The following is a 19767-nucleotide window of genomic DNA, read 5'->3' as shown; positions in this document are numbered from 1 at the left end:
CTCTCGCGACGGTGGGATCCGCTCTTCGAGGTCGGCTCGGCCGATGGGCATGGGGCCGCAGCCGCGCCGAGGGTGATCGTCGAGCGAGAATTGGCTTCACACAGTACCTAATGATTAGAGCAGCTGTGAGCTCGCGCTGGTTAGGATGGCCTCATGTCCTCTCAGCGCCCCTACGCCTCTCCGTTGCGCGAGCAGGCAGCCGCGCGGACGCGCGCACTGATCCTTCAGCGGGCCACCGAACTGTTCGCCGACCGCGGATACGGGCGGGTGACCGTCGCGGACATCGCTTCGGCGGCCGGCGTCTCCTCGAAGACCGTCTTCGCGAGCGTGGGGAGCAAGGGTGACATTCTGGACCGGATCGTCGACCAGGGCGTGAACGCCTCCGGTTACGAGCAGGCCATGAAGGAGCTGCTCGCCCCGCGGACCCCGGAGGCGGTCCTGAAAGCACTCGCTCGTGGCACACGCAGGGGCAACGAAGGCCAGTTCGCCGTGCACGAGGCGATCCGCAAGGCGCTGCCCGCCCATGAGAAGGGCGAGGCTCTCTGGGAACGCTCCACCGCGGCGTACCGGGACGCACTGCACGCCGCAGCCCGCCACCTGCACACATTGACCCCACCGCCCGTCTACTCGGTGGAGGAGACAGCAGACTTGCTGTGGTTCTGGTTCGGCCCCACCGGCTGGCGCACGCTGGTGGTCGAGAACGGCTGGTCGTGGGACCGCACCGAGGAGGTCCTCTACCGCACGGCCGTCGCCACACTGCACTGAGATCGGCCACTTCTCAGGCGCCTCGAACACCTCCCGGCACCGCAGCGCAGCGCGCTCGCAACCGCGTCAGGTCCCAGCCGGCTGCCGCAGGGTGAGGGCGCGCCAGGAGTGCGGCCCGAGCAGGTCGCACCCCTCTGACCATCGCGGCGGCGAACTCATGTGCCCCACTACTGCTGTGCGGGCCTTGCCGTTCCCGGATGCGCGCCTGTCAGGTGAGGCACGGTCTGCTGCGGAGCGTGTCCCAGTGGACCGTGCGGTCGCACCAGCGCTGCAGGAGGGTGCGGTCGTGGCCGATGGCGAGCAGCCCAGCACCGGTGGTGTGGCGGTAGTCCTCGACGACCGCGACGAGAGCGGCGGTGGTGGAGGCGTCGAGCATGGCGGTCATCTCGTCGCAGATCAGCCAGCGCGGGCGCAGCGCCAAGGCACGGGCGAGGCAGGCGCGCTGGAGTTGGCCGTCGCTGACCTCGTGGGGGCGTCTGGCCAGCAGGTCGGAGGTCAGGCCGACGGTTGTGGCCAGTTCTGCCACGCGTTCGGCCGATTCCTGACGTCGGCCGGTGGCAAGCAGCGGTTCAGCGATCAGGTCGGTCAGCCGTAGCCGCGGGTCTGAGGAGAGGCGCGGTTGCTGGAAGACGACGCCGAAGGCGGTCCGCAGTTCGCGCGGCGCGCGGTGGCGCCAACGGCGTACAGATGTGCCGTCGAGGACGACGGTTCCGGAGTCGGGGCGGTGCAGGAGGGCGGCGACGCGGGCGAGGGTGGATTTGCCGCAGCCGCTGGGGCCGAGCAGGCCGACGGCTTCGCCGGGGGCGATGGTCAGGGAGGCGTCCCGTACGACGGGTGCGTGTCTGTCGTATCCGGCGGTGATGGCGTGCAGTTCAAGCACGGGCGTCCTCCGGGATGTGCGGGTGGTGGCAGGAGACCGTCTCGGTCATACGGGGCGAGCCGGCGCAGGTGTCGGTGGCCCGGTCGCAGCGCGGCGCGAAGGCGCAGCCGTCGGGGAGGTCGCCGAGTTCTGGTGGCATGCCGGCGATGGGGGTGAAGGCGCGGTCGGGGAGGGCTTGGAGGAGTCCTCGGCTGTAGGGGTGGCGCGGGCCGGGGCTGCCGAAGAAGGCTGCCGCGTCGGAGAGTTCGACGATGCGGCCGGCGTACATGACGGCGACGCGGTCGGCGATGCGCTCGGCGGCGGACAGGTCGTGGGTGATCATCAGCAAGGCACGGTCGGCGTCGTCGATGTGGCGCCGCAGTTCGTCGACTGTGTGCTCCACGAGGTTGCGGTCGAGGCCGGTGGTCGGTTCGTCGGCCAGCAGGAGAGGCGCGTTGCCGACCAGGGCCAGGGCGGTCGCGGCGCGCTGGGCGAGGCCGCCGGAGAGCTCGTGGGGATGGCGGTCCAGGTGGTCCGAGGGGAACGCCGTGCGTTCGGCGGCCGCTTCGGCAGCGGCACGCACGGCCGTGCGGCCCCGTACACCGGTCAGTGCGGCGACCGTCTCCTCCAGCTGGGAGCGGATGGTGCGGACGGGGGTGAGATGTGCGGCGGGGCTCTGCGGTATGAGGCCGATCCGGCGGCCCCGTACGGTGCGGGCGAGGGTCCGTTCGTCGGCGGAGAGCAGCTCGAGCTCGCCGAGACGGGCCTCGCCCGCGGTCTGGGCGTTGGCGGGGAGCAGGCCGAGGAGGGCGGAGGCGAGGACGGACTTGCCGCAGCCGCTCTCGCCGATCAGGGCCAGGCACTCGCCGGCCGCCACGTCGAAGTGCGCGTCGGTGACGGCGGCGATGCGGCGTCCGCCGGGCATGAGGAAGCGCACCGACAGGCCGCGTACCGACAACAGGGGAGGCCGGTCGACCGGTTGCTGAGGCGGTCGTTCGGTCACAGCGTCAGCTCCGATCGGCGGCGGGGGTTGATCCGCTCGCGCCAGGCTCCGGCGAGGCCGGCGATGGCGAGGGTGGGGACGATGATGAAGAGGCCGGGGAAGAGGGTCGGCCACCACTGTCCGGCGAGCAGTGAGCCCCGTGCGGTCTGGACGAGGGTGCCGAGGCTGGCGGTGTGGGTGGGCAGCCCGAGCCCGAGGAAGGACAAGGCCGATTCGTGCCACATGGCGTGCGGCACCATCAGTACGGCGGCGAGCGCGGCCTGGGGCAGGACCGCGGGCAACAGGTGCCGTACCGCCACCCGCCACCGGGACGCGCCCCCGGAGACGGCGGCGTCGATGTACGGGCGCGAGCGCAGGGACAGGACCTCGGCCCGGACGATCCGGGCGGTCGACAGCCAGTGGGTGAGCGCGACAGAGACCACCACCGGCCACACCCCGGGCCGGAACATGGCGACGATGAAGATGCCGAGCAGCAGGTGGGGTACGGACGAGACGGTGTCGACCACGCGCATGATGCCGCGGTCGGCCCAGCCGCCCAGGGCCCCGGCGGTGGCCCCGACGGCGGTGCCGATCACGGTCGCCGTGAGGGCCGCGGCCACACCGACGAGCAGTGAGACCCTGAGGCCGTAGACGCAGCGCAGGAGCAGGTCCCGGCCGACGTCGTCGGTGCCGAAGGGATGCGCCCAGCTCGGTGGCAGCAGCTTGGCGGACAGATCGACGGCCTGCTGGTCGAGTTGGACCAGCGGTGGTACGAGCAGGACGGCGAGGACGGTCGCGGTCACCAGCACGGCCGAGGTGCGCAGCCGCAGGGTACGCGTCGAGCGGCGGTTCGGGCCGACCGAGCGCCATGCGGCCTGGGACCGCTTCTCGGTCCCCACCGTGGCCTCAGCCATGGGAGTCACATTTCACTGAGCTTCACCCTCGGGTCGAACAGTCCGTAGAGGAGGTCGGCGAGCAGGTTGCCGATGAGGACGGCGGCGGTGGCCAGCGTGGTGAGGGCGGCGAGCAGCGGGAAGTCGACGGCTGTGGCCGCCTCGACGGTGGCCGCCGCGATGCCCGGCCAGCTGAAGACGCTCTCCACCAGCAGGGCGCCGGTGATGAGTTCGGGGACGCGGGAGCCGATCAGAGTGAGCACCGGCAGCAGGCCGGAGCGCAGGGCGTGCCCGAGCAGGACGGTCCTCTCGCTCACGCCCCTCGCGCGGGCGCCGCGTACGGGGTCCTCCGCCAGGGCGTCGCCGACCCCCTGGCGTACGTAGAGGGTGAACCAGGGGAGTTGGGAGAGGGCGAGTACTCCGGCGGGCAGGACCAGATGACTCGCCACCTGGTCCAAGGTGACCTGCTCGCTGGCCGTGTCCGTCAGCCCGCCCGCCGGGAGGACGTCCCACTGCAGGGCAAACAGCCAGATGGCCAGCAGCGCGATCCAGAAGACCGGTGCCGCCTCCAGGGCGTAGGCGAGTGAGGTGACCGTCCGGTCGAGCATCGATCCGGGGCGGCCGGCGGCCAGCACACCCAGCAGGGTGCCGGTCAGCACGGCAAGCACGAAGGCGATCGCGCACAACAGGGAGGACCACACGAGGCGTTCCCCGATCACCTGCGCCACGGGCTGCCGCATCACGCTGGACTGGCCGAGGTCTCCGCCGAGGGCGGAGGTCAACCAGTGCCACCAGCGGGCGGTGAGGGGCTGGTCCACGCCGAGGTTGTCCCGCAGCCGGTCCAGGGTCTCCTGGTCGGCGCCGAGCGCGGCGGTGCCGGCGTACGCCTTGACGGGATCGAAGGGGGAGGCGGCTGCGATGGCGAAGACACCGAAGGTGACGACGAGGAGGACGGGGAGGGCGAACAGCATCCGCCGCCCCGCCAGGCGTGCCATCGCTCCCCAGGGCAGGGAGGTTCTGGTCACTTCTTGGGCTGCCAGTCCTCGATGTTCCACCACGGGCCGCTGGCGAATCCGTGCTCGTGCGGCTCGAGTTGCGTGCTCGGGCCCTCCCAGCGGTCCGCGAGCACGTAGAGGTGGTCGATGTGGGTCAGAAACGTGTAGCCGGGGTCCTTCACGAGTTCGCGCTGGAGCGCGGCGTAAGTGGCCTCGCGCTTTTGCGGGTCCTGGCTGCGGCGGCCGGTGTCCAGCGCCTCGTCCACGGCCGCGTTGTCGTACCGGCCCATGTTGTTGAAGCCGTCGCCGGCGAGCGAGGAGTGCAGCAGCGTGTAGAGACCGAAGTCGGGGTCGCCGGTGCTGCCGAAGCCTGCGAGGACCGCGTCGTTCTTCATCCGCGGCTCGATGACCTCCCAGGTGGCGCTCTCCACCGTCACGTCGATGCCGGCCTTCTTGGCGTCGGAAGCGTAGGCGAGGGCGTGGTCCTGGCGGACCTTGTCGCCGGAAGGATAGAAGAGGGTGAACGCGGCCCGTCGGCCGTCCTTGGCGCGGATGCCGTCCGTGCCGGGCTTCCAGCCCGCTTCGTCGAGGATCCGCTTGGCCTTGTCGAGATCCTGAGTGCGCTCGATGCCCTTGGCGAACCAGGGGTCGTCGACCGGCAGCGGCCCGTACGCCGGGCGGCCCGCACCGTCGAGGACCTTGTCGACCATGGCCTCGCGGTCCACGGCGGCATCGAGTGCCTGCCGGATGGCACGGTCGCCCGTGACCTTGTTCGCGGTGGGGAGGGTGACGGTGCGGAAGTCGTAGGACTTCGCGTCGTACGACTTCATGCCGTCGTCGTTCTTGAACGTGGCGACGAGGTTGGGCGGGAGGACCGCGCCGTCGAGGTCACCGGAGCGCAGCCGGGTGGCGCGCACGTTGTCGTCCGCGATGACCGCCATGGTGAACGTCTTCACCTTCGGCTCGCCGCCCCAGTAGTTCGGGTTGGCCTTGAAGGTGAGCTTCTCGCCCTTGCTCCAGTTCGCGAGGACGTACGGTCCGGTGCCGACCGGTTCGGTGTTGAAGGAGCCGGTGTTGGGGTCCTGCTTGCCGGCGACGTGCTCGGGGACGATGGGCAGCACCGTGCGCCCGGCGAACGGCGCGTACGGGTACTTGAGCGTGAAGACGACCTTGTCGTCACCGCTCGCCCGGACGTCCTTGATGGCGTCGAGCTCGCTCCGCGAGGTGTTGTTCGTCTTGGCGTCGAGGATCGTCTTGTACGTGAAGACGACGTCGGCCGGGGTCAGCGGCTCACCGTCGCTGAACTCCACGCCGTCGCGCAGGGTGTACGTGTAGGTGAGGCCGTCGCCAGTGACCTCGGGGAGCGCCTTCGCCAGGGCGGGTCTCAGCTCCAGATCGGCGTCCCGGGCGAGCAATCCCTCGAAGATCTTGGAGTTGCCGTCCTTGCCGTAGCCGAGCAGCGGACTGAGGGTGTCCGGTTCGGAGGCCACCCCGATCACGACAGAGTCGGCGGGCTTGCCGTCGCTCGCGCCGCTGCTCGGGGCGGAGCAGGCGGCGACCCCGGCCACCATCGCCGCCGCCGTGACGGCGGCACCTCGTATTCGACGGGTCGTCATGAGCCTCACACCCTTGTTGCTTGTAGAACGTTGTTGCATGTTAATTGCGATTGGAGGATTACCCAGGCACACCAGGCATCAGTCCGTCGCCGGTCGGCGGGCCCTGCGGTGCGGTCTTGCCACCACGCGGGCGGAGCTACGTGGTCATAACGGCAGGACGGCGCTCCTACGGGCCGGATGGTGCGGGCCGAGGAAGACGGCGATGCCTGACCCTTGTGGAGAGGGATGGGTGGCCTGGGTCCAGCCCTGGCCGCGGTAGAAGGCGACGGCCCGGGGCGCCCGGATCGAAGTGAGCAGCCACGCGCGGCCTTCCGGAGCGCCGGCGATGACGGCATCGAGGAGTGCGGCGGCGAGGCCGGTGCCCTGGGCGGCGGGGCGGACGGCGAGTTCGTCGATCTCGCGGGCGCCGCACAGCCACTGCACGGTGCGCTCGAGGCCGAGGCCGGCGGCGGCCTGCGGGTAGCAGCGGTCCGTGGGGAAGGGGGCGCGGGTGGTCCAGGCCGTGGCGAAGCCTGCCACGGCCGAGCCCGCCAGCGCGAGCGCGGCGGTGAAGCCCGGCCGGTGCACGGTCCCGGCGAGCCGGCCGACGAACTCGACCGCCTTCTCCTCGTCCTCGTTCCAGGGCGGGGCGCAGAAGGCGTCGACGTACACGGAGTGCAGCGCGGTGGCGTGCGTCAGCAGCTCCTCACCGGTGCAGAGGTGGATGTCCGTGGCCATCGGGCCGCCTGTGCGGCAGCCGTTGGCGCCGGGTGTGGAGCCGCGTGCTGCAGGGAAGCCGACGGGCCGGTCGGACCTCACGCGGTGCCCCTTCTGCAGGTAACCAGTTATTGCGAACAGTGTGCAATAACTCCCGAGTGTTGTGTACCCGGACTGCGTGCGGACTGTCGGGTGCTGCGACTGCTGGGCTTCTGCGCGCTCATCCTGGATCCGCCGGAGCTGGACCTGGCGTTCGTCGCGGACGATGCCCAAGGCGGGGGAATCGGGCGCCTCCTGATGGAGCACATGATCGGCCAGGCGCGGGACGCCGGACTGGCCTCGGTGCGCGTGTCGCCCATCCGCTGAAGCGGGCTCTCGGCCACGAGGCGTTGGTCTGGGGGGAGGGCTTGCCCGGCTGCCTGCTGTGTGCGCGGTGGGCCACTGTCCGCAGACGTCCCTGCGTGCAGCGCAGCCCGTGCCGCCGCAGCAGAACACGGGATTCGGGCGAGAGGGCCAACCCGTCGCGCGCCGCCTGCGGGGGCCCGCTCATCTTGCTGCCTCTGCCGGAGTGCCGGCTCCTGTGCCTTCCGCGACACGGCTCATGGTCCTAGGACCAACGCCTGATCGGCAAGGCGTTGCTCTTACTGTTAGCGTGCAGTTGCACATGAATTGCAATTAGGTCGGAGGATGTTGGACATGGCGGTTTACACGCTCCCGGAGCTCCCGTACGACTACGCGGCCCTCGCCCCGGTCATCAGCCCCGAGATCATCGAGCTGCACCACGACAAGCACCACGCGGCGTACGTGAAGGGCGCCAACGACACGCTGGAGCAGCTCGCGGAGGCGCGGGACAAGGAGGTGTGGGGGTCGATCAACGGCCTGGAGAAGAACCTGGCCTTTCACCTCTCCGGGCACATCCTGCACTCGATCTACTGGCACAACATGACCGGTGACGGCGGCGGCGAGCCACTGGAGAAGGACGGCGTGGGCGAACTGGCGGACGCGATCGCCGAGTCCTTCGGCTCGTTCGCCCACTTCAAGGCCCAGCTGTCCAAGGCGTCGGCCACCACCCAGGGCTCCGGCTGGGGCGTCCTCGCCTACGAGCCGCTCAGCGGGCGCCTGATCGTCGAGCAGGTCTACGACCACCAGGGCAACATCGGCCAGGGCTCGACCCCGATCCTCGTCTTCGACGCCTGGGAGCACGCCTTCTACCTGCAGTACCGCAACCAGAAGGTCGACTTCATCGAGGCCATGTGGCAGGTCGTCAACTGGCAGGACGTGGCCAAGCGCTATGCGGCGGCCAAGGAGCGCGGGGACAGCCTGCTGCTCGCGCCGTGACGCCGTAGCCGCGTCGACACAGATGTCCTGCTCGTGATCGTCTTCTCACCCTTCACTTGCAGGCGGCACAAGGAAGGGTTCCCTCGAGGACGTGACTTGAGGGAGCCCTTCTGTGGCTCATCCACCGGCGGACAGTACGAGGATCTCGGTGTCGACACGCCCCTGCGTGTCGTCGCGGACGACGGCCGCGATGCGCAAGCATGCCCGGCACCGTCTGAAGTTCGTGGAACGCAGCCTCAACCACCGGGCCATTCACGGCGACGGAGTGGAATACCTGGGGGAGTCTGCCGAGCGGCTGCGACCTGCGGAGGTGCGCAGCTGATGTCTCTGGAGCGCGCCGAGGTGTCCGTACCCGGCGGCCGACCGCTCGGCGTGCCCTCGGGCCGACCCCCTCCCTTGGGCTCACGCGCGACCGCGGTGGCGCGCAGCGCATTCGCCCGCGGGGTGTGTGCAACAGTTCACCTCGGCCCATCGCGTCGCGGGCGTATGAGATGACGTGTCCTTCTGACATGATGTCCGGCGACAAAGGCGACGGCGGAACGAGGAAGCCGGTGTGAATCCGGCGCGGTCCCGCCACTGTGATCGGCGAGCGGATCCCGAACAGACCACTGCCCGGACGCGGGTGGGAAGGCCGGGGCGAGCACTGACCCGAGAGCCAGGAGACTCACGCGGTCGCCTCCTCGATGTGACTGGGGCGGATCTCCCCGGAGAGGAGGGCTCGTCGGGATGCCCACGGAGGTGTCGCGGGGCGGTTCGGTGCCGTGCCGGGTCGTGGTGTGCCGTGACTGCTGCTGCGGCAGTGCGAAGGTGACCGGTGTGGACCACGGTGAGCAGACAGCGCGGCTTGCCGACAATGCCCCGGTCCGGATCACCGGCTGTCTCGATGTGTGCGAGCAGGCGAACGTGATCGTCGTTCAGCCCTCGTCCGCGGGACGTGCCGCCGGTGGCCGGCCGGTCTGGTTCGGTCTCGTCAACGATCCCGCCGCGACCGAGGACATCACCGCCTGGGTGCGGGCGGGCGGACCGGGCCTCGCAGAGCTGCCGGACATCCTGGACCTCTACGTCTTCACCCCGCCCCGGCGTGCCCGGGTCGGGCGCTCCGTGACGCCGGCTACCCCGGCGGCTCGGCAGCTGACCCGACGCGACTGACTCAGTTACTCCGGCCGGCTGCGGTACCCGGCCGTCCTCCGGACCACTGTCCGGACCGTTCCGGTTCCACCCTGCGGTGAGAGGACCCACCCCATGATGGGCAAACGCCCGATGTCCCTGCTGTCGGCGATGGCCGCGGCCGCCCTGCTGATATCCGGCTGTGGCGGGAGCGCCACCCAGGACGACGCCGCTCGGGCGGGCTCGGCCGCCGAGGGCTTCCCGGTCACGGTGTCCAACTGCGGTGTGAAGACCACCTATCAGCGTCCTCCGCAGCGTGCGGTGTCGCTGAACCAGCACGCGACCGAGGTCATGCTGGCGCTGGGCCTGGAGAAGTCGATGGTGGGCACGGCCTATCTCGACGACAAGATTCTCCCCGAGTACCAGGACGCGTACGACGGCATCAAGGTCATCGCGAAGGAGTACCCGTCGTTCGAGACGCTGCTGGCCGCCGAACCCGACTTCGCCTACGGCGGTTTCGCCAGCACCTTCGACGAGAAGGAGGGCCGCAGCCGCGACACCCTGTCCAAGGCGGGGATCAACTCGTATCTGAACATCGAGGAATGCCCGTCCGGACCCGTGACGATGGCCACGATGGACCAGGAGATCCGGAACGTGGCCAAGATCTTCGGTGTGGCGGACCGGGCCGAGCAGGAGCTGAAGCAGCTCCACGCCACCCTGGATACGGTCGAGGACAAGATCGCCGGAGTCACTCCGGTCGAGCTCTTCGTCTACGACAGCGGCGACAAGACCGCCTTCACCGCCGGCGGTGCGGGCATCGGCAACGAGATGATCAAGCAGGCCGGCGGGGTGAATCTCTTCGCCGACCTGGACAAGGCGTTCGGTGACGTGTCGTTCGAGCAGGTGGCCGAGCGCGCGCCTGAGGCCATCGTCATCTACGACTACGGCGACCAGCCGGTCGAGGACAAGAAGAAGTTCCTGCTGTCGAACCCGGCGCTGAAGGACGTTCCCGCCATCAAGAACAAGCGGTTCGCTGTGTTGCCCCTGTCGTCCACGGTGCTGGGCGTCCGGGTGCCGTCCGCAGTGGAGTCCCTGGCCCGGCAGCTCCACCCGGATCGCTTCAAGTGAGCGGCGCCATCGACGCCAAGGGCGTGAAGGAGACCGAGGGTGCGCCGCATGCGGCCGGGGCTGCGGACGGCCTCCGGCGACGCCCCGGGATCCCCTACCCGCTCGTGCTTCTGCTGCTGGCCGTTCTGGTGGTCGTCGCGGCCACCTTCGGGATCGCCGCCGGATCCATCAGCGTCTCGGCCGACCAGGTGTGGGGCATCCTGCTGCACCGGGTGCATCCGGCGCTGGCCGACCCGACGTGGACTCCGGTCCGCGAGACGATCGTCATCGACGTACGGCTGCCCCGGGTGCTGCTGGCCGGCGTCGTGGGCGCGGGCCTGGCGGTGTCCGGGATGGCCCTGCAGGCACTGGTGCGCAATCCCCTCGCGGATCCGATGCTGCTCGGCGTGTCGTCGGGCGCCTCGGTCGGCGCGGTGCTGGTCGTCGTGTTCAACCTCAGCCTGTTCGGGGTGTTCTCGCTGCCGGTGGCGGCGTTCCTCGGCGCTCTCGCCGCGCTCGTCGCCGTCTACTTCCTGGCCCGGTCGGGCGGGCGGATGACCACCGTGCGGCTGGTGCTGGCAGGTGTGGCGACGGCCGAGGTGCTGTCGGCACTCGCCAGCTTCCTGGTCGTCACCTCCGACGACCCGCACAAGACGCAGTCGGCGCTGCGCTGGATGCTGGGCGGACTGGGCGGCACCACCTGGACGGTGGTGTGGACCCCCGTCGCCGCCGTCCTGCTCGGCACGGCCGTCCTGCTCGGCGTCTGCCGGTCCCTCAACCTGCTGCTCGCGGGGGAGGAGGCCGCCGTGGCGCTCGGCCTGGACGTGCATCGCTTCCGCGCCGCGCTGTTCACCCTGGTCGCCGTCATGATCGGCACGATCGTCGCCGTCAGCGGCCAGATCGGCTTCGTCGGCCTGATCATGCCCCACGTGGTGCGGCTGCTCGTCGGTGCCGACCACCGCCGTGCGCTGCCCGCCGCGGCACTGCTCGGCGCGGCCTTCCTCATCGCCGCCGATCTCGCGGCGCGCACCGTCATGAGCCCGGAGGAGATTCCCGTGGGCATCCTCACCGCCCTGGTCGGCGGCCCCTTCTTCCTGTGGCTGATGCGACGGAGGACGGCATGACGGAGACAGCCACGACGGCGGGCACGGTCATGGCCGCGGCGGCGCCCGGCACGCTGGCCGCTCAGGACGTCTCGGTCGTCGTCGATGGCCGGGCACTGGTGGACCGGGCGTCGCTGCGGGTGGCTCCCGGCGAGGTGGTGGGGCTCGTAGGACCCAACGGCGCCGGAAAGTCCACCCTGTTGCGCACGGTCTACCGAGCCTTGCGCCCCACTTCGGGACGGGTGCTGCTCGACGGCCATGACGTCCGGCGGATGTCCGGGAAGAGCCTGGCACGCCAACTGGCTGCCGTCCTGCAGGAGTCCGCAGGGGACTTCGAGCTCTCGGTCTACGACGTGGTGGCCATGGGCCGCACCCCGCACAAGCGGCCCTTCGACGGGGACGACACCGACGACCGCGCCATCATCATGGCCGCACTGGCCGAACTCGACGCGGCCGGTCTCGCGCAGGCCCCCTTCAACCGGTTGTCCGGCGGGGAGAAGCAGCGGGTGCTCATCGCCCGGGCACTCGCCCAGCGCGCAGGCACGATGGTGCTCGACGAGCCGACCAACCACCTCGATCTGCGCCATCAGCTCGACACACTGCGACTCGTCCGCCGGCTCGGCGTGACGGCCCTCGTAGCCCTCCACGACCTCAACTTGGCCGCCGGGTTCTGCGACCGGATCTGCGTGATGAACGGCGGCCGCGTCGTGACCACCGGATCCCCCTCGGAGGTCCTCACCGCCGAACTGCTCGCCGACGTCTACCGCGTCGACGCCGAGGTGACCGAGCACCCCCGCACCGGCGTACCGCACATCACGTTGCTTTCCGGCGCCGATCACTTCGGAAAGGGGTGATTTCGAGGGCTGTCCGTATCCGCTGAGGAGTTCGTCGCAGCGACACGGCCTGTCGTTTTTCGAGGAAATGCGGGGAGGTTTCCCCGACGTGTGCCGGGCCTGAATTCCGTGCACTTTGTCGCGCAGTGATTCAAGTTCGTACGTTCCGAGACTGCTTCATCACGACATGACATGTGGGAGTCGACATGAATGCCCTGCGGCAAGCCCCTGTCGTCGCCGTCGCCGCAGCCCTGGAGGAGGTCGCGGCCTTCGGTGGCTTCTTCGCGATCGAGTTGGGCGGCCCGGACGACGGATGGCACCCGGTCGAGGACGCGTACGCGCGCGGAGTCGCCGACCTGATCACGGCGACGGCCGACCGCTACGACACCCGCGAACTGCGCATCGGCGCCTCCGTTGTGCAACTCGGACATGCGGCGCGCCTGTGGTCACCGGTACTGGCCTGCACTGTTGTCCACGGCGTCGTCCCCGACCTGGAGCGGCTGTACCGCGCCGACGACGGCCCCGCACTGCGTCTGCCCGCCGCCCCCACCGGTTGGTACGCGCCCGAGATCCCGCACCTCACGGACGTGCTGTACGAGATGGTCATGACCCGGCACCTGGACGCGTTGGCCGCCGGACTGCGCGTCAAGGTGGCCCCCGGGCTGCTCGCCGGGAACGCGGCCTCGGCGCTCGTCGAGGCGGCCCGCGCCATCCTGGCGGCCAGACCGGCTCTGCGCGAGCCCCTCGCCGACCTCGTCGACGGCATGCTGAACACCGGCCGGCTGGCCGGTACCGGAAAGGTCATCGGGCCCGATCTCAGTTTCCGCAGACGCAGTTGTTGTCTGTATTACCGGGTGCCCTCGGGAGTGAAGTGCGAGGACTGCTCGCTGGCCGGATGAATTCCGCAGTTCCTGACCGGAAAGAGGTATTGCGAATTCAATTGAGCCCCGCCTAGCCTGAGAGCCGCAATCAGCTCGCAACTGCACAGGATGTGCAAGTGAGTTGGCAGTCCTGTGCTGATCTGAGGAGGACGCACATGGCGCACCACGGCTGGGCCGAACCCGAGGAACCCCAGAAGGGTCTGAAGTCCCACACCCCGGCGGTCGACGCTCCGTTCGAGTGGCGTGAGGAAGCCGAGGACGAGCAGACCGACAGCTGAGCATCGACGGGCGGGGAGTGACGCACCGTCACTCCCCGCCCCCGCATCTGTTCCGCCGCACCGCCCGACCGGAGAGGAACGCGAAACGCTGTGCTGCCAGGTCTGATCGAACGGGTCACCCGCGACCGCCCCCGGGTCGAGCCCGTCCCGAGCTGCGTCTCCTACAGCGCCCATCTGTCGGCACGGCCCGAGTTCGCCCCCTACGTCGTCGACACTGTCACCGGCGGCGCCGCGCTCGGCGACCACGACAAGGCACGCGAAGCGGCCATGGGCGAGGCCGTCGAACGCTACTGCGGCAACGTTGTTCCGCCCGCACTGCCCATGGCGTCCCACGGACAACTGGCCCGAGCGGGCACGCCCGCGGCCGACCCTCGCGAGTTCGCCCTGTACTCGCCGTCGCAGTACGCCCATCGCGGCTTTCCCTTCGTGGCGATGACGCCCGACCTGGAGATCGCCTGGGTGCCGGGCACCGACCTCACCGACGGCGCAGAAGTACTCGTCCCCGCGTCATTGGCGTACGTCAACTACTTCCGCGGCCCGCACTCCGCCGAGCCGCCCACCAACTACCCCCTCCTGGCGGGCGCCGCGGCCGGACCCAGCTCCGAGCAGGCACAACGCGCCGCCCTGGAAGAAGTGCTGGAGCGTGACGCCGTCACCCTGTGGTGGCTGAGCGGCGCGCCGGCCACGGCACTCGTCCCGCAAACCGGTGGTCCCGTCGCCGCCGCGGCCGACGAGGCCCAGGCCGCCGGCCTTCTGGTGACCTTCCTGCGCATCCCCTCGACCTTCGCCGTCACGGTCGTCGGCGCGTTCATCGAGGACCCGACCCGGCAGCTCGTCGCGTTCGGCAGCGCCTGCCGCTCCAGTGCCGAGGCCGCGGCGGCCAAGGCACTCACCGAGGCCGTCGGCATGCACGAGACCGGGATGGAACTGCTCGACCACGACGGCGGCTTCTGGACCGGCGTCCGCGCGGGCCGGTACGGCCACCGCCCGTACCGGCCGTACCGGAGCGACCGGGCCTACCGGGACGACTTCCGGCCCGACCTGCGCGACATCAACGACGTACGCCTGCAGGTGCAGTTCCACCTCGACCCGCGCACGCAGGGCTCCCGGCTCGACCGGCTGCGCGCTCCCGGCACACCACGCCCCTTGCCGCGCACTTCTGCGGAGGGGTATCTGCGGCAGCTCACCGCCCAGGGCCTGCGGGCCGTCACCGTCGACCTGACGACACCGGAGGTGCGGGCGGCGGGCCTTCATGCCGCCCGCGTGCTCGTGCCCGGGCTCAGCTGCAACGCCCCGGCCGCCTTCCCGTTCCTCGGCGGGCGCCGGCTGTACGAGGAACCGGTCGCCCGCGGCTGGGTTCCCGGCCCGCTCACGGAAACCGGCCTGGTGCTCGATCCCCTGCCGTTCTCCTGACGGCTCCACGCCACCGACGACCCCCGACACGACGTACGGAAGGAGCCCTCGCATGCGCCTCGGGCTGGCCCTGGGCTACGGCGGAGAACCCATCGAACAGGTGCTGCCGATCGTCGAGCGCGCCGAGCAGATCGGTGTCGACTCGGTGTGGAGCGTGGAGGAGTACGGCCCCGACGCGGTCAGCGTCCTTGGCTATCTCGCCGCCAGAACCCGGCGGATCGCACTCGGCACCGCCATCATGCAGATCCCGGCGCGCACCCCGGCCGCCACCGCCATGACCGCGATGACCCTCGACATGCTGTCCGGCGGGCGTTTCCGGCTCGGACTCGGCCTGTCCGTCCCGTGGATCGTCGAGGGCTGGCACGGCAGGCCGTACAACCGACCGCTCCAGCGGACCCGCGAATACGTCGACATCGTCCGCAAGGTGATCACACGCACCGAACGCGTCTCGTACGACGGCGAGATCTACCAACTCCCGTACCGGGGACCGGGATCCAGCGGCCAGGCCCGCCCGGTGAAATCGGAGATGACACCGCTGCGCTCCGACATCCCGCTCTACCTGGGCGCGATCGGGCCCCGCAGCGTGGCACTGACCGGCGAAATCGCCGACGGCTGGCTGTCCGGTCTGTACGCGCCTGAGCACGAGGCGGCCCTGACCCGTCCCCTGGACGAAGGGCTCGCACGGGCCGGCCGCGCACCCGACGAAGTGCGGATCTGCCCGATCCTGTACGTGGCCCGCGCCGACACGGTCGAGGAGGGCCGCGACGAACTGCGACCACTGTTCGCCCACTTGATCGGAGCGGTCGGTCCCGGCATACGCAACACCTACTTCGACGTCGCCTGCCAGATGGGATACGAGGGACCGGCCCACGACCTGCGGACGCTGCTCGCCGACGGCCGCAAGAGCGAGGCCGTCGCGGCGGTCCCCGACACACTGATCGACCAGGTCGCCCTCGCCGGACCCCTGCCGGCCATCATCGACCGGATCATCGCCTGGAAGGACTCGCGCGTGGACACCCTGATCCTGCTCGACCGCGACATCGAACTTCTGGAAGCCGCCCAGGCCGCGCTGTGACCGACCGTTCCGCGACCGACCCGTCGGTGAACGACCCCGCCGGTGCGCAGCAGATCCCGCCGACCGTCCGGGGCGTCTGGAGGCTGGCGTACCCGCTGCTCATAGCCGGTCTCACCCAGATCGCCCTGAACATCGTCGACACGGTCATGCTCGCCCGCCTGTCCACCGACGCCCTGAGCGCGTTCGCGCTCGCCGCGCCGGTGTACCTGGTCGCACTCATCGTCGTACGGGGCTGGGCGACCGCCGTTCAGGTGCAGGTCGCCCAGCGCCACGGCGCGGGACGCCCCGACGAGGTCGCCCGCGTCGTCCGGGTCGGCCTGATCACCGCGCTCGCCGCCGGAGTCGTCGTCGGGGCGCTGCTGTACGCCCTGGCCACACCCATGCTGACCGTCCTCGGAGCCCCGCAGGACCTGATCGGCCCCGGCACCGCCTATCTGCGCGTGCTCGCCTGGGCCGTGCCCGTCGCCGCGGTGTCCTTCACCCTGCAAGGCGCCTGCGCCGGCATCGGTGCCACCCGGGTCTCCATGTACACCGCGCTGCTGGTCAACGCGGTCAACCTGCCCCTCGGCCTGCTGCTCATCTTCTGGTCCGGTCTCGGCGTCACCGGCGCCGCGATCGCCACCCTGGCCGCCACCGCCGCCGGCACCGGCTACCTGCTGCTGTACTGCCGGACCCGCCTGCTGCGCGCGACCGGCGACACGGCCGCCGACAGCAGCCGGGACATCACGCGCGGCTTGTGGCGGATCGGCTGGCCGGAGATGAGCACGCTGGGCATCGGCTACGTCAACGAGGCCTTGCTCGCGGGCTTCGCCGCCCGGATGGGCACCCACGAGCTGGCGGCCTACCGCATCGTGGACAACCTGCTTCTCGTGGTCTTCACCGTCCTGGCCTCCGGAGCCTCCGCGGTGATGGTCCTGGCGGGGCAGGACCTCGGCCGGGGCGACCGCGGCCGTGCCGTTGCCTGGCACCGGGCGGGCACGCGGCTGCTGCTGCTCATGCTCGCCCTGCCGTCGGCGGTGGCCTTCGCCCTCGGCAGGCCGCTGATCTCCGTGGTCACCGAGGACCCGGCGGTGGCCGAACTGGCCTGGGAGGCCACGCCCCTGGCACTGTTGAGCATGGCGCCGATGGTGCTCGCGATGTCCCGAGGCTCACTGCTGCGGGCCGTGGGGGACACCCGGTCCGTCATGACCGCGTCCGTCACCGCCGACTACACGATGCTCATCCCGCTCGGCTGGTTCCTCGGGGTCCACCTCGGCCTCGGCCTCCCCGGCCTGTATCTGGCCTGGACGGCGTTCGCCGTTCTGTACGCCCTGCTGATCCATCTGCGGTACAGGCTGCGGTTCCGGACCGGGGAGAGCGCTTCGGGCACAGCCGCCGTGACGTAACGACTGTCCCGTGGGGACGCCATCGCGGGCACTGGTGGCCGGCCTCCAACCCGCCCTGGGCTGGGAGTGGGGCGCGGACGCTCCACCCCCAGCCATCAGCCTGGTGTCAGGACGTGGAAATCTCCTGCCGTACCGTACGAGCGGCGGCGACCAGGTTCTCCAGGGACGCCCGGGTCTCGGGCCAGCCGCGGGTCTTCAGACCGCAGTCGGGGTTGACCCACAGGCGTTCGGCCGGGATCGCCTTCAGGCCGGTCCGCAGCAGCTCCGCCGCCTCTTCAGGGCTGGGGACGCGGGGTGAGTGGATGTCGTACACGCCCGGTCCGGCCTCGCGCGGATAGCCGTGCGCGGCGAGTTCGCGGGCGACCTGCATGTGGGAGCGGGTGGCTTCCAGGCTGATGACGTCGGCGTCGAGGTCGTCGATGGCCTGCACGATGTCACCGAACTCGGCGTAGCACATATGGGTGTGGATCTGGGTGTCCGGCCGCACTCCGGCGGTGGTGAGGCGGAAGGCTTCCGTGGCCCACGCGAGATAGCCGGAATGGTCGGCGGCCCGCAGCGGCAGCGTTTCCCGCAGGGCGGGCTCGTCGACCTGGATGACGGAACTCCCGGCCACTTCCAGGTCGGTCACCTCGTCGCGCAGGGCGAGCGCCACCTGCCTGGCCGTCTCGCCGAGGGGCTGGTCGTCGCGGACGAAGGACCAGGCGAGCATGGTGACCGGGCCGGTGAGCATGCCCTTGACCGGCTTTTCCGTGAGCGATTGGGCGTACGTCGTCCAGCGCACCGTCATCGGCTCGGGGCGGGAGATGTCACCGGCCAGGATCGGCGGGCGGACGTAGCGGGTGCCGTAGGACTGCACCCAGCCGTGCTGGGTGGCGAGGTAGCCGGTGAGCTGCTCGGCGAAGTACTGGACCATGTCGTTGCGCTCGGGCTCGCCGTGCACCAGGACGTCCAGGCCGGTCTTCTCCTGGAAGGAGATGACCTCTTGGATCTCGGCCTTGATGCGCTTTTCGTAGCCGGCGGTGTCGATCCGCCCGGCCCTCAGGTCGGCGCGTGCGGTGCGCAGTTCGCCTGTCTGCGGGAAGGAGCCGATCGTGGTCGTCGGCAGCAGGGGCAGGCCGAGGTGGGCGCGCTGGGCGGCGGCGCGCTCGGCGTACGGCTGGGAGCGGCGGGCGTCGGCCTCGGTGACGGCGGCGGTACGGGCGCGCACGGCCGGGTTCTGGGTGATGGGGGAGGTTGCCCGGGAAGCCAGGTCGGCGCGGTTGGCGGCGAGTTCGGCGGCGATGGTGTCGGTGCCCTGGGCGAGGCCGCGCGCGAGGGTGACGATTTCGGTGGTCTTCTGGCGGGCGAAGGCGAGCCAGCGCAGGATCTGCGGCTCGATGTCACGCTCGGTCGCCGCGTCGAGGGGCACGTGGAGGAGCGAGCAGGAGGCGGACACGTCGACCCGGTCGGCCAGGCCGAGCAGGGTGCCCAGGGTGGCCAGGGACTTCTCCAGGTCGTTGACCCAGATGTTGCGGCCGTTGACGACACCGGCGATCAGTCGCTTGCCCGGCAGTCCGCCGACGGCGGCGAGGGCGTCCAGGTTGGCGGCGGCGGCCTCGGTGAAGTCCAGGGCGAGCCCATCGACCGGGGCCTTCGCCAGCACCGGCAGGGCGTCGCCGAGGCGGTCGAAGTACGAGGCGACCAGCAGCTTCGGCCGGTCGGTGAGGGCGCCGAGGTCGCGGTAGGCGCGCTCGGCGGCGTTCAGTTCGGCCGGGGTGCGGTCCTGGACGAGGGCGGGCTCGTCCAACTGGACCCACCCGGCGCCGGCCGCGCGCAGGTCGGCGAGGACTTCGGCGTACGCCGGCAGCAGGCGGTCGAGGAGAGTCAGCGGCTCGAAGCCGGCGGCCACGCCGGGGGCGGGCTTGGCGAGCAGCAGATACGTGACCGGGCCGACGAGTACCGGCCGGGCCGTCAGACCCAGGGCGAGGGCCTCCTTCAGCTCCGCGACCTGCTTGGCCGAGTCGGCGGTGAACTCGGTGTCCGGGCCCAGCTCAGGGACAAGGTAGTGGTAGTTGGTGTCGAACCACTTGGTCATTTCCAGCGGCGCGATGTCCTGGGTGCCGCGGGCCATGGCGAAGTAGCCGTCCAGCGTGTCCGCTGCGACAGCGGCGCGGTGCCGCTCGGGGATCGCGCCGACCATGACGGTGGTGTCGAGCACGTGGTCGTAGTACGAGAAGTCGCCGGTCGGCACCTCGTGGATGCCGGCGTCGGCGAGCTGCCGCCAGTTGGCGGCACGCAGTTCGGCGGCGGTGGAGCGGAGGGCGTGTGCGGTGACTCGGCCCTTCCAATAGCCCTCGATCGCCTTCTTCAGTTCACGGTTCTGTCCCTGGCGGGGGTAGCCGTACACGGTGGCCCGTGCTGCCGCGGCTGCGGGCTTGGTGGTCACGGAGATCTCCTTCGCG

General features: G+C 70.6%; 19 protein-coding genes, 1 pseudogene and 1 riboswitch. Of the genes and pseudogenes, 13 read left to right on the top strand and 7 right to left on the bottom strand.

The window, feature by feature from the left end; translation table 11 throughout:
* Positions 1-153: 153 nt before the first annotated feature.
* Positions 154-765 (top strand): TetR/AcrR family transcriptional regulator, encoded by a 612-nt coding sequence (locus StrepF001_RS24515; RefSeq protein WP_129800362.1) that lies wholly within the window; start codon positions 154-156, stop codon positions 763-765.
* 208 nt (positions 766-973) lie between these two features.
* Here StrepF001_RS24515 and StrepF001_RS24510 read toward each other — a convergent pair whose 3' ends face one another.
* From StrepF001_RS24510 to StrepF001_RS24485, 6 genes are all read right to left on the bottom strand, one after another.
* Positions 974-1645 (bottom strand): ATP-binding cassette domain-containing protein, encoded by a 672-nt coding sequence (locus StrepF001_RS24510; RefSeq protein ID WP_129800361.1) that lies wholly within the window; start codon positions 1643-1645, stop codon positions 974-976.
* Positions 1638-2549 (bottom strand): ABC transporter ATP-binding protein, encoded by a 912-nt coding sequence (locus StrepF001_RS24505; protein ID WP_129800403.1) that lies wholly within the window; start codon positions 2547-2549, stop codon positions 1638-1640. Before StrepF001_RS24505 ends, StrepF001_RS24510 begins: the two co-directional genes overlap by 8 nt.
* Before the next feature lie 74 nt (positions 2550-2623).
* Entirely contained in the window at positions 2624-3520 is an 897-nt protein-coding gene (locus StrepF001_RS24500) for an ABC transporter permease (RefSeq protein ID WP_129800360.1), read from the bottom strand.
* A gap of 5 nt (positions 3521-3525) precedes the next feature.
* Positions 3526-4494: an ABC transporter permease gene (locus StrepF001_RS24495; protein WP_129800402.1), complete on the bottom strand. Its 969-nt coding sequence runs from the start codon at positions 4492-4494 to the stop codon at positions 3526-3528.
* Between the two features lie 26 nt (positions 4495-4520).
* Entirely contained in the window at positions 4521-6110 is a 1590-nt protein-coding gene (locus StrepF001_RS24490) for an ABC transporter substrate-binding protein (protein WP_129800359.1), read from the bottom strand.
* Positions 6111-6254: 144 nt separating this feature from the next.
* Positions 6255-6827: a GNAT family N-acetyltransferase gene (locus StrepF001_RS24485; RefSeq protein ID WP_129800401.1), complete on the bottom strand. Its 573-nt coding sequence runs from the start codon at positions 6825-6827 to the stop codon at positions 6255-6257.
* A 177-nt stretch (positions 6828-7004) separates the two neighbouring features.
* Between StrepF001_RS24485 and StrepF001_RS48230 the strand changes: the two are divergent.
* The 12 genes and pseudogenes from StrepF001_RS48230 to StrepF001_RS24435 form a co-directional block, all read left to right on the top strand.
* Positions 7005-7157: pseudogene (locus StrepF001_RS48230) on the top strand (GNAT family N-acetyltransferase); the annotation flags it as partial.
* 345 nt (positions 7158-7502) lie between these two features.
* Positions 7503-8144, top strand: coding sequence for a superoxide dismutase (locus StrepF001_RS24475; RefSeq protein ID WP_129800357.1), 642 nt, complete (start codon positions 7503-7505; stop codon positions 8142-8144).
* Between the two features lie 190 nt (positions 8145-8334).
* Positions 8335-8466, top strand: a complete 132-nt coding sequence (locus StrepF001_RS49590) for a hypothetical protein (protein WP_276322838.1) — start codon at positions 8335-8337, stop codon at positions 8464-8466.
* 173 nt (positions 8467-8639) lie between these two features.
* A riboswitch (cobalamin riboswitch) is annotated at positions 8640-8831 on the top strand.
* A 39-nt stretch (positions 8832-8870) separates the two neighbouring features.
* Positions 8871-9293: a (2Fe-2S) ferredoxin domain-containing protein gene (locus tag StrepF001_RS24470; protein WP_129800356.1), complete on the top strand. Its 423-nt coding sequence runs from the start codon at positions 8871-8873 to the stop codon at positions 9291-9293.
* Between the two features lie 93 nt (positions 9294-9386).
* Entirely contained in the window at positions 9387-10379 is a 993-nt protein-coding gene (locus StrepF001_RS24465) for an ABC transporter substrate-binding protein (RefSeq protein ID WP_129800355.1), read from the top strand.
* A gap of 89 nt (positions 10380-10468) precedes the next feature.
* A complete protein-coding gene (locus StrepF001_RS24460) occupies positions 10469-11482 on the top strand; it encodes an iron ABC transporter permease (protein ID WP_129800400.1) in 1014 nt (337 codons plus the stop codon).
* Positions 11479-12315: an ABC transporter ATP-binding protein gene (locus tag StrepF001_RS24455; RefSeq protein WP_129800354.1), complete on the top strand. Its 837-nt coding sequence runs from the start codon at positions 11479-11481 to the stop codon at positions 12313-12315. Before StrepF001_RS24460 ends, StrepF001_RS24455 begins: the two co-directional genes overlap by 4 nt.
* A gap of 185 nt (positions 12316-12500) precedes the next feature.
* Positions 12501-13193 carry a (2Fe-2S)-binding protein gene (locus StrepF001_RS24450; RefSeq protein ID WP_129800353.1) on the top strand — a complete coding sequence of 231 codons (693 nt, stop codon included), beginning with the start codon at positions 12501-12503 and terminating at the stop codon, positions 13191-13193.
* Between the two features lie 137 nt (positions 13194-13330).
* Positions 13331-13453, top strand: a complete 123-nt coding sequence (locus StrepF001_RS49585) for a hypothetical protein (RefSeq protein ID WP_276322837.1) — start codon at positions 13331-13333, stop codon at positions 13451-13453.
* A 90-nt stretch (positions 13454-13543) separates the two neighbouring features.
* The gene (locus StrepF001_RS24445) at positions 13544-14866 is read left to right on the top strand and encodes a YcaO-like family protein (protein WP_129800352.1); all 1323 of its coding nucleotides are present in this window, start codon (positions 13544-13546) and stop codon (positions 14864-14866) included.
* A gap of 52 nt (positions 14867-14918) precedes the next feature.
* Positions 14919-15941: an LLM class F420-dependent oxidoreductase gene (locus StrepF001_RS24440; protein WP_129800351.1), complete on the top strand. Its 1023-nt coding sequence runs from the start codon at positions 14919-14921 to the stop codon at positions 15939-15941.
* The gene (locus tag StrepF001_RS24435; RefSeq protein ID WP_165396353.1) at positions 15938-17326 is read left to right on the top strand and encodes an MATE family efflux transporter; all 1389 of its coding nucleotides are present in this window, start codon (positions 15938-15940) and stop codon (positions 17324-17326) included. The genes StrepF001_RS24440 and StrepF001_RS24435 overlap by 4 nt, the downstream gene beginning before the upstream one ends.
* A gap of 106 nt (positions 17327-17432) precedes the next feature.
* On the opposite strand, the gene metE is transcribed toward StrepF001_RS24435, so the two are convergent.
* Positions 17433-19751, bottom strand: coding sequence for a 5-methyltetrahydropteroyltriglutamate--homocysteine S-methyltransferase (gene metE / locus StrepF001_RS24430; protein WP_129800349.1), 2319 nt, complete (start codon positions 19749-19751; stop codon positions 17433-17435).
* Positions 19752-19767: the final 16 nt, after the last annotated feature.

The organism is Streptomyces sp. F001 (genome assembly GCF_004187715.1).
GTDB classification, from domain to species: domain Bacteria; phylum Actinomycetota; class Actinomycetes; order Streptomycetales; family Streptomycetaceae; genus Streptomyces; species Streptomyces flavusporus.
This window is presented reverse-complemented; position numbering and strand designations above follow the sequence as displayed.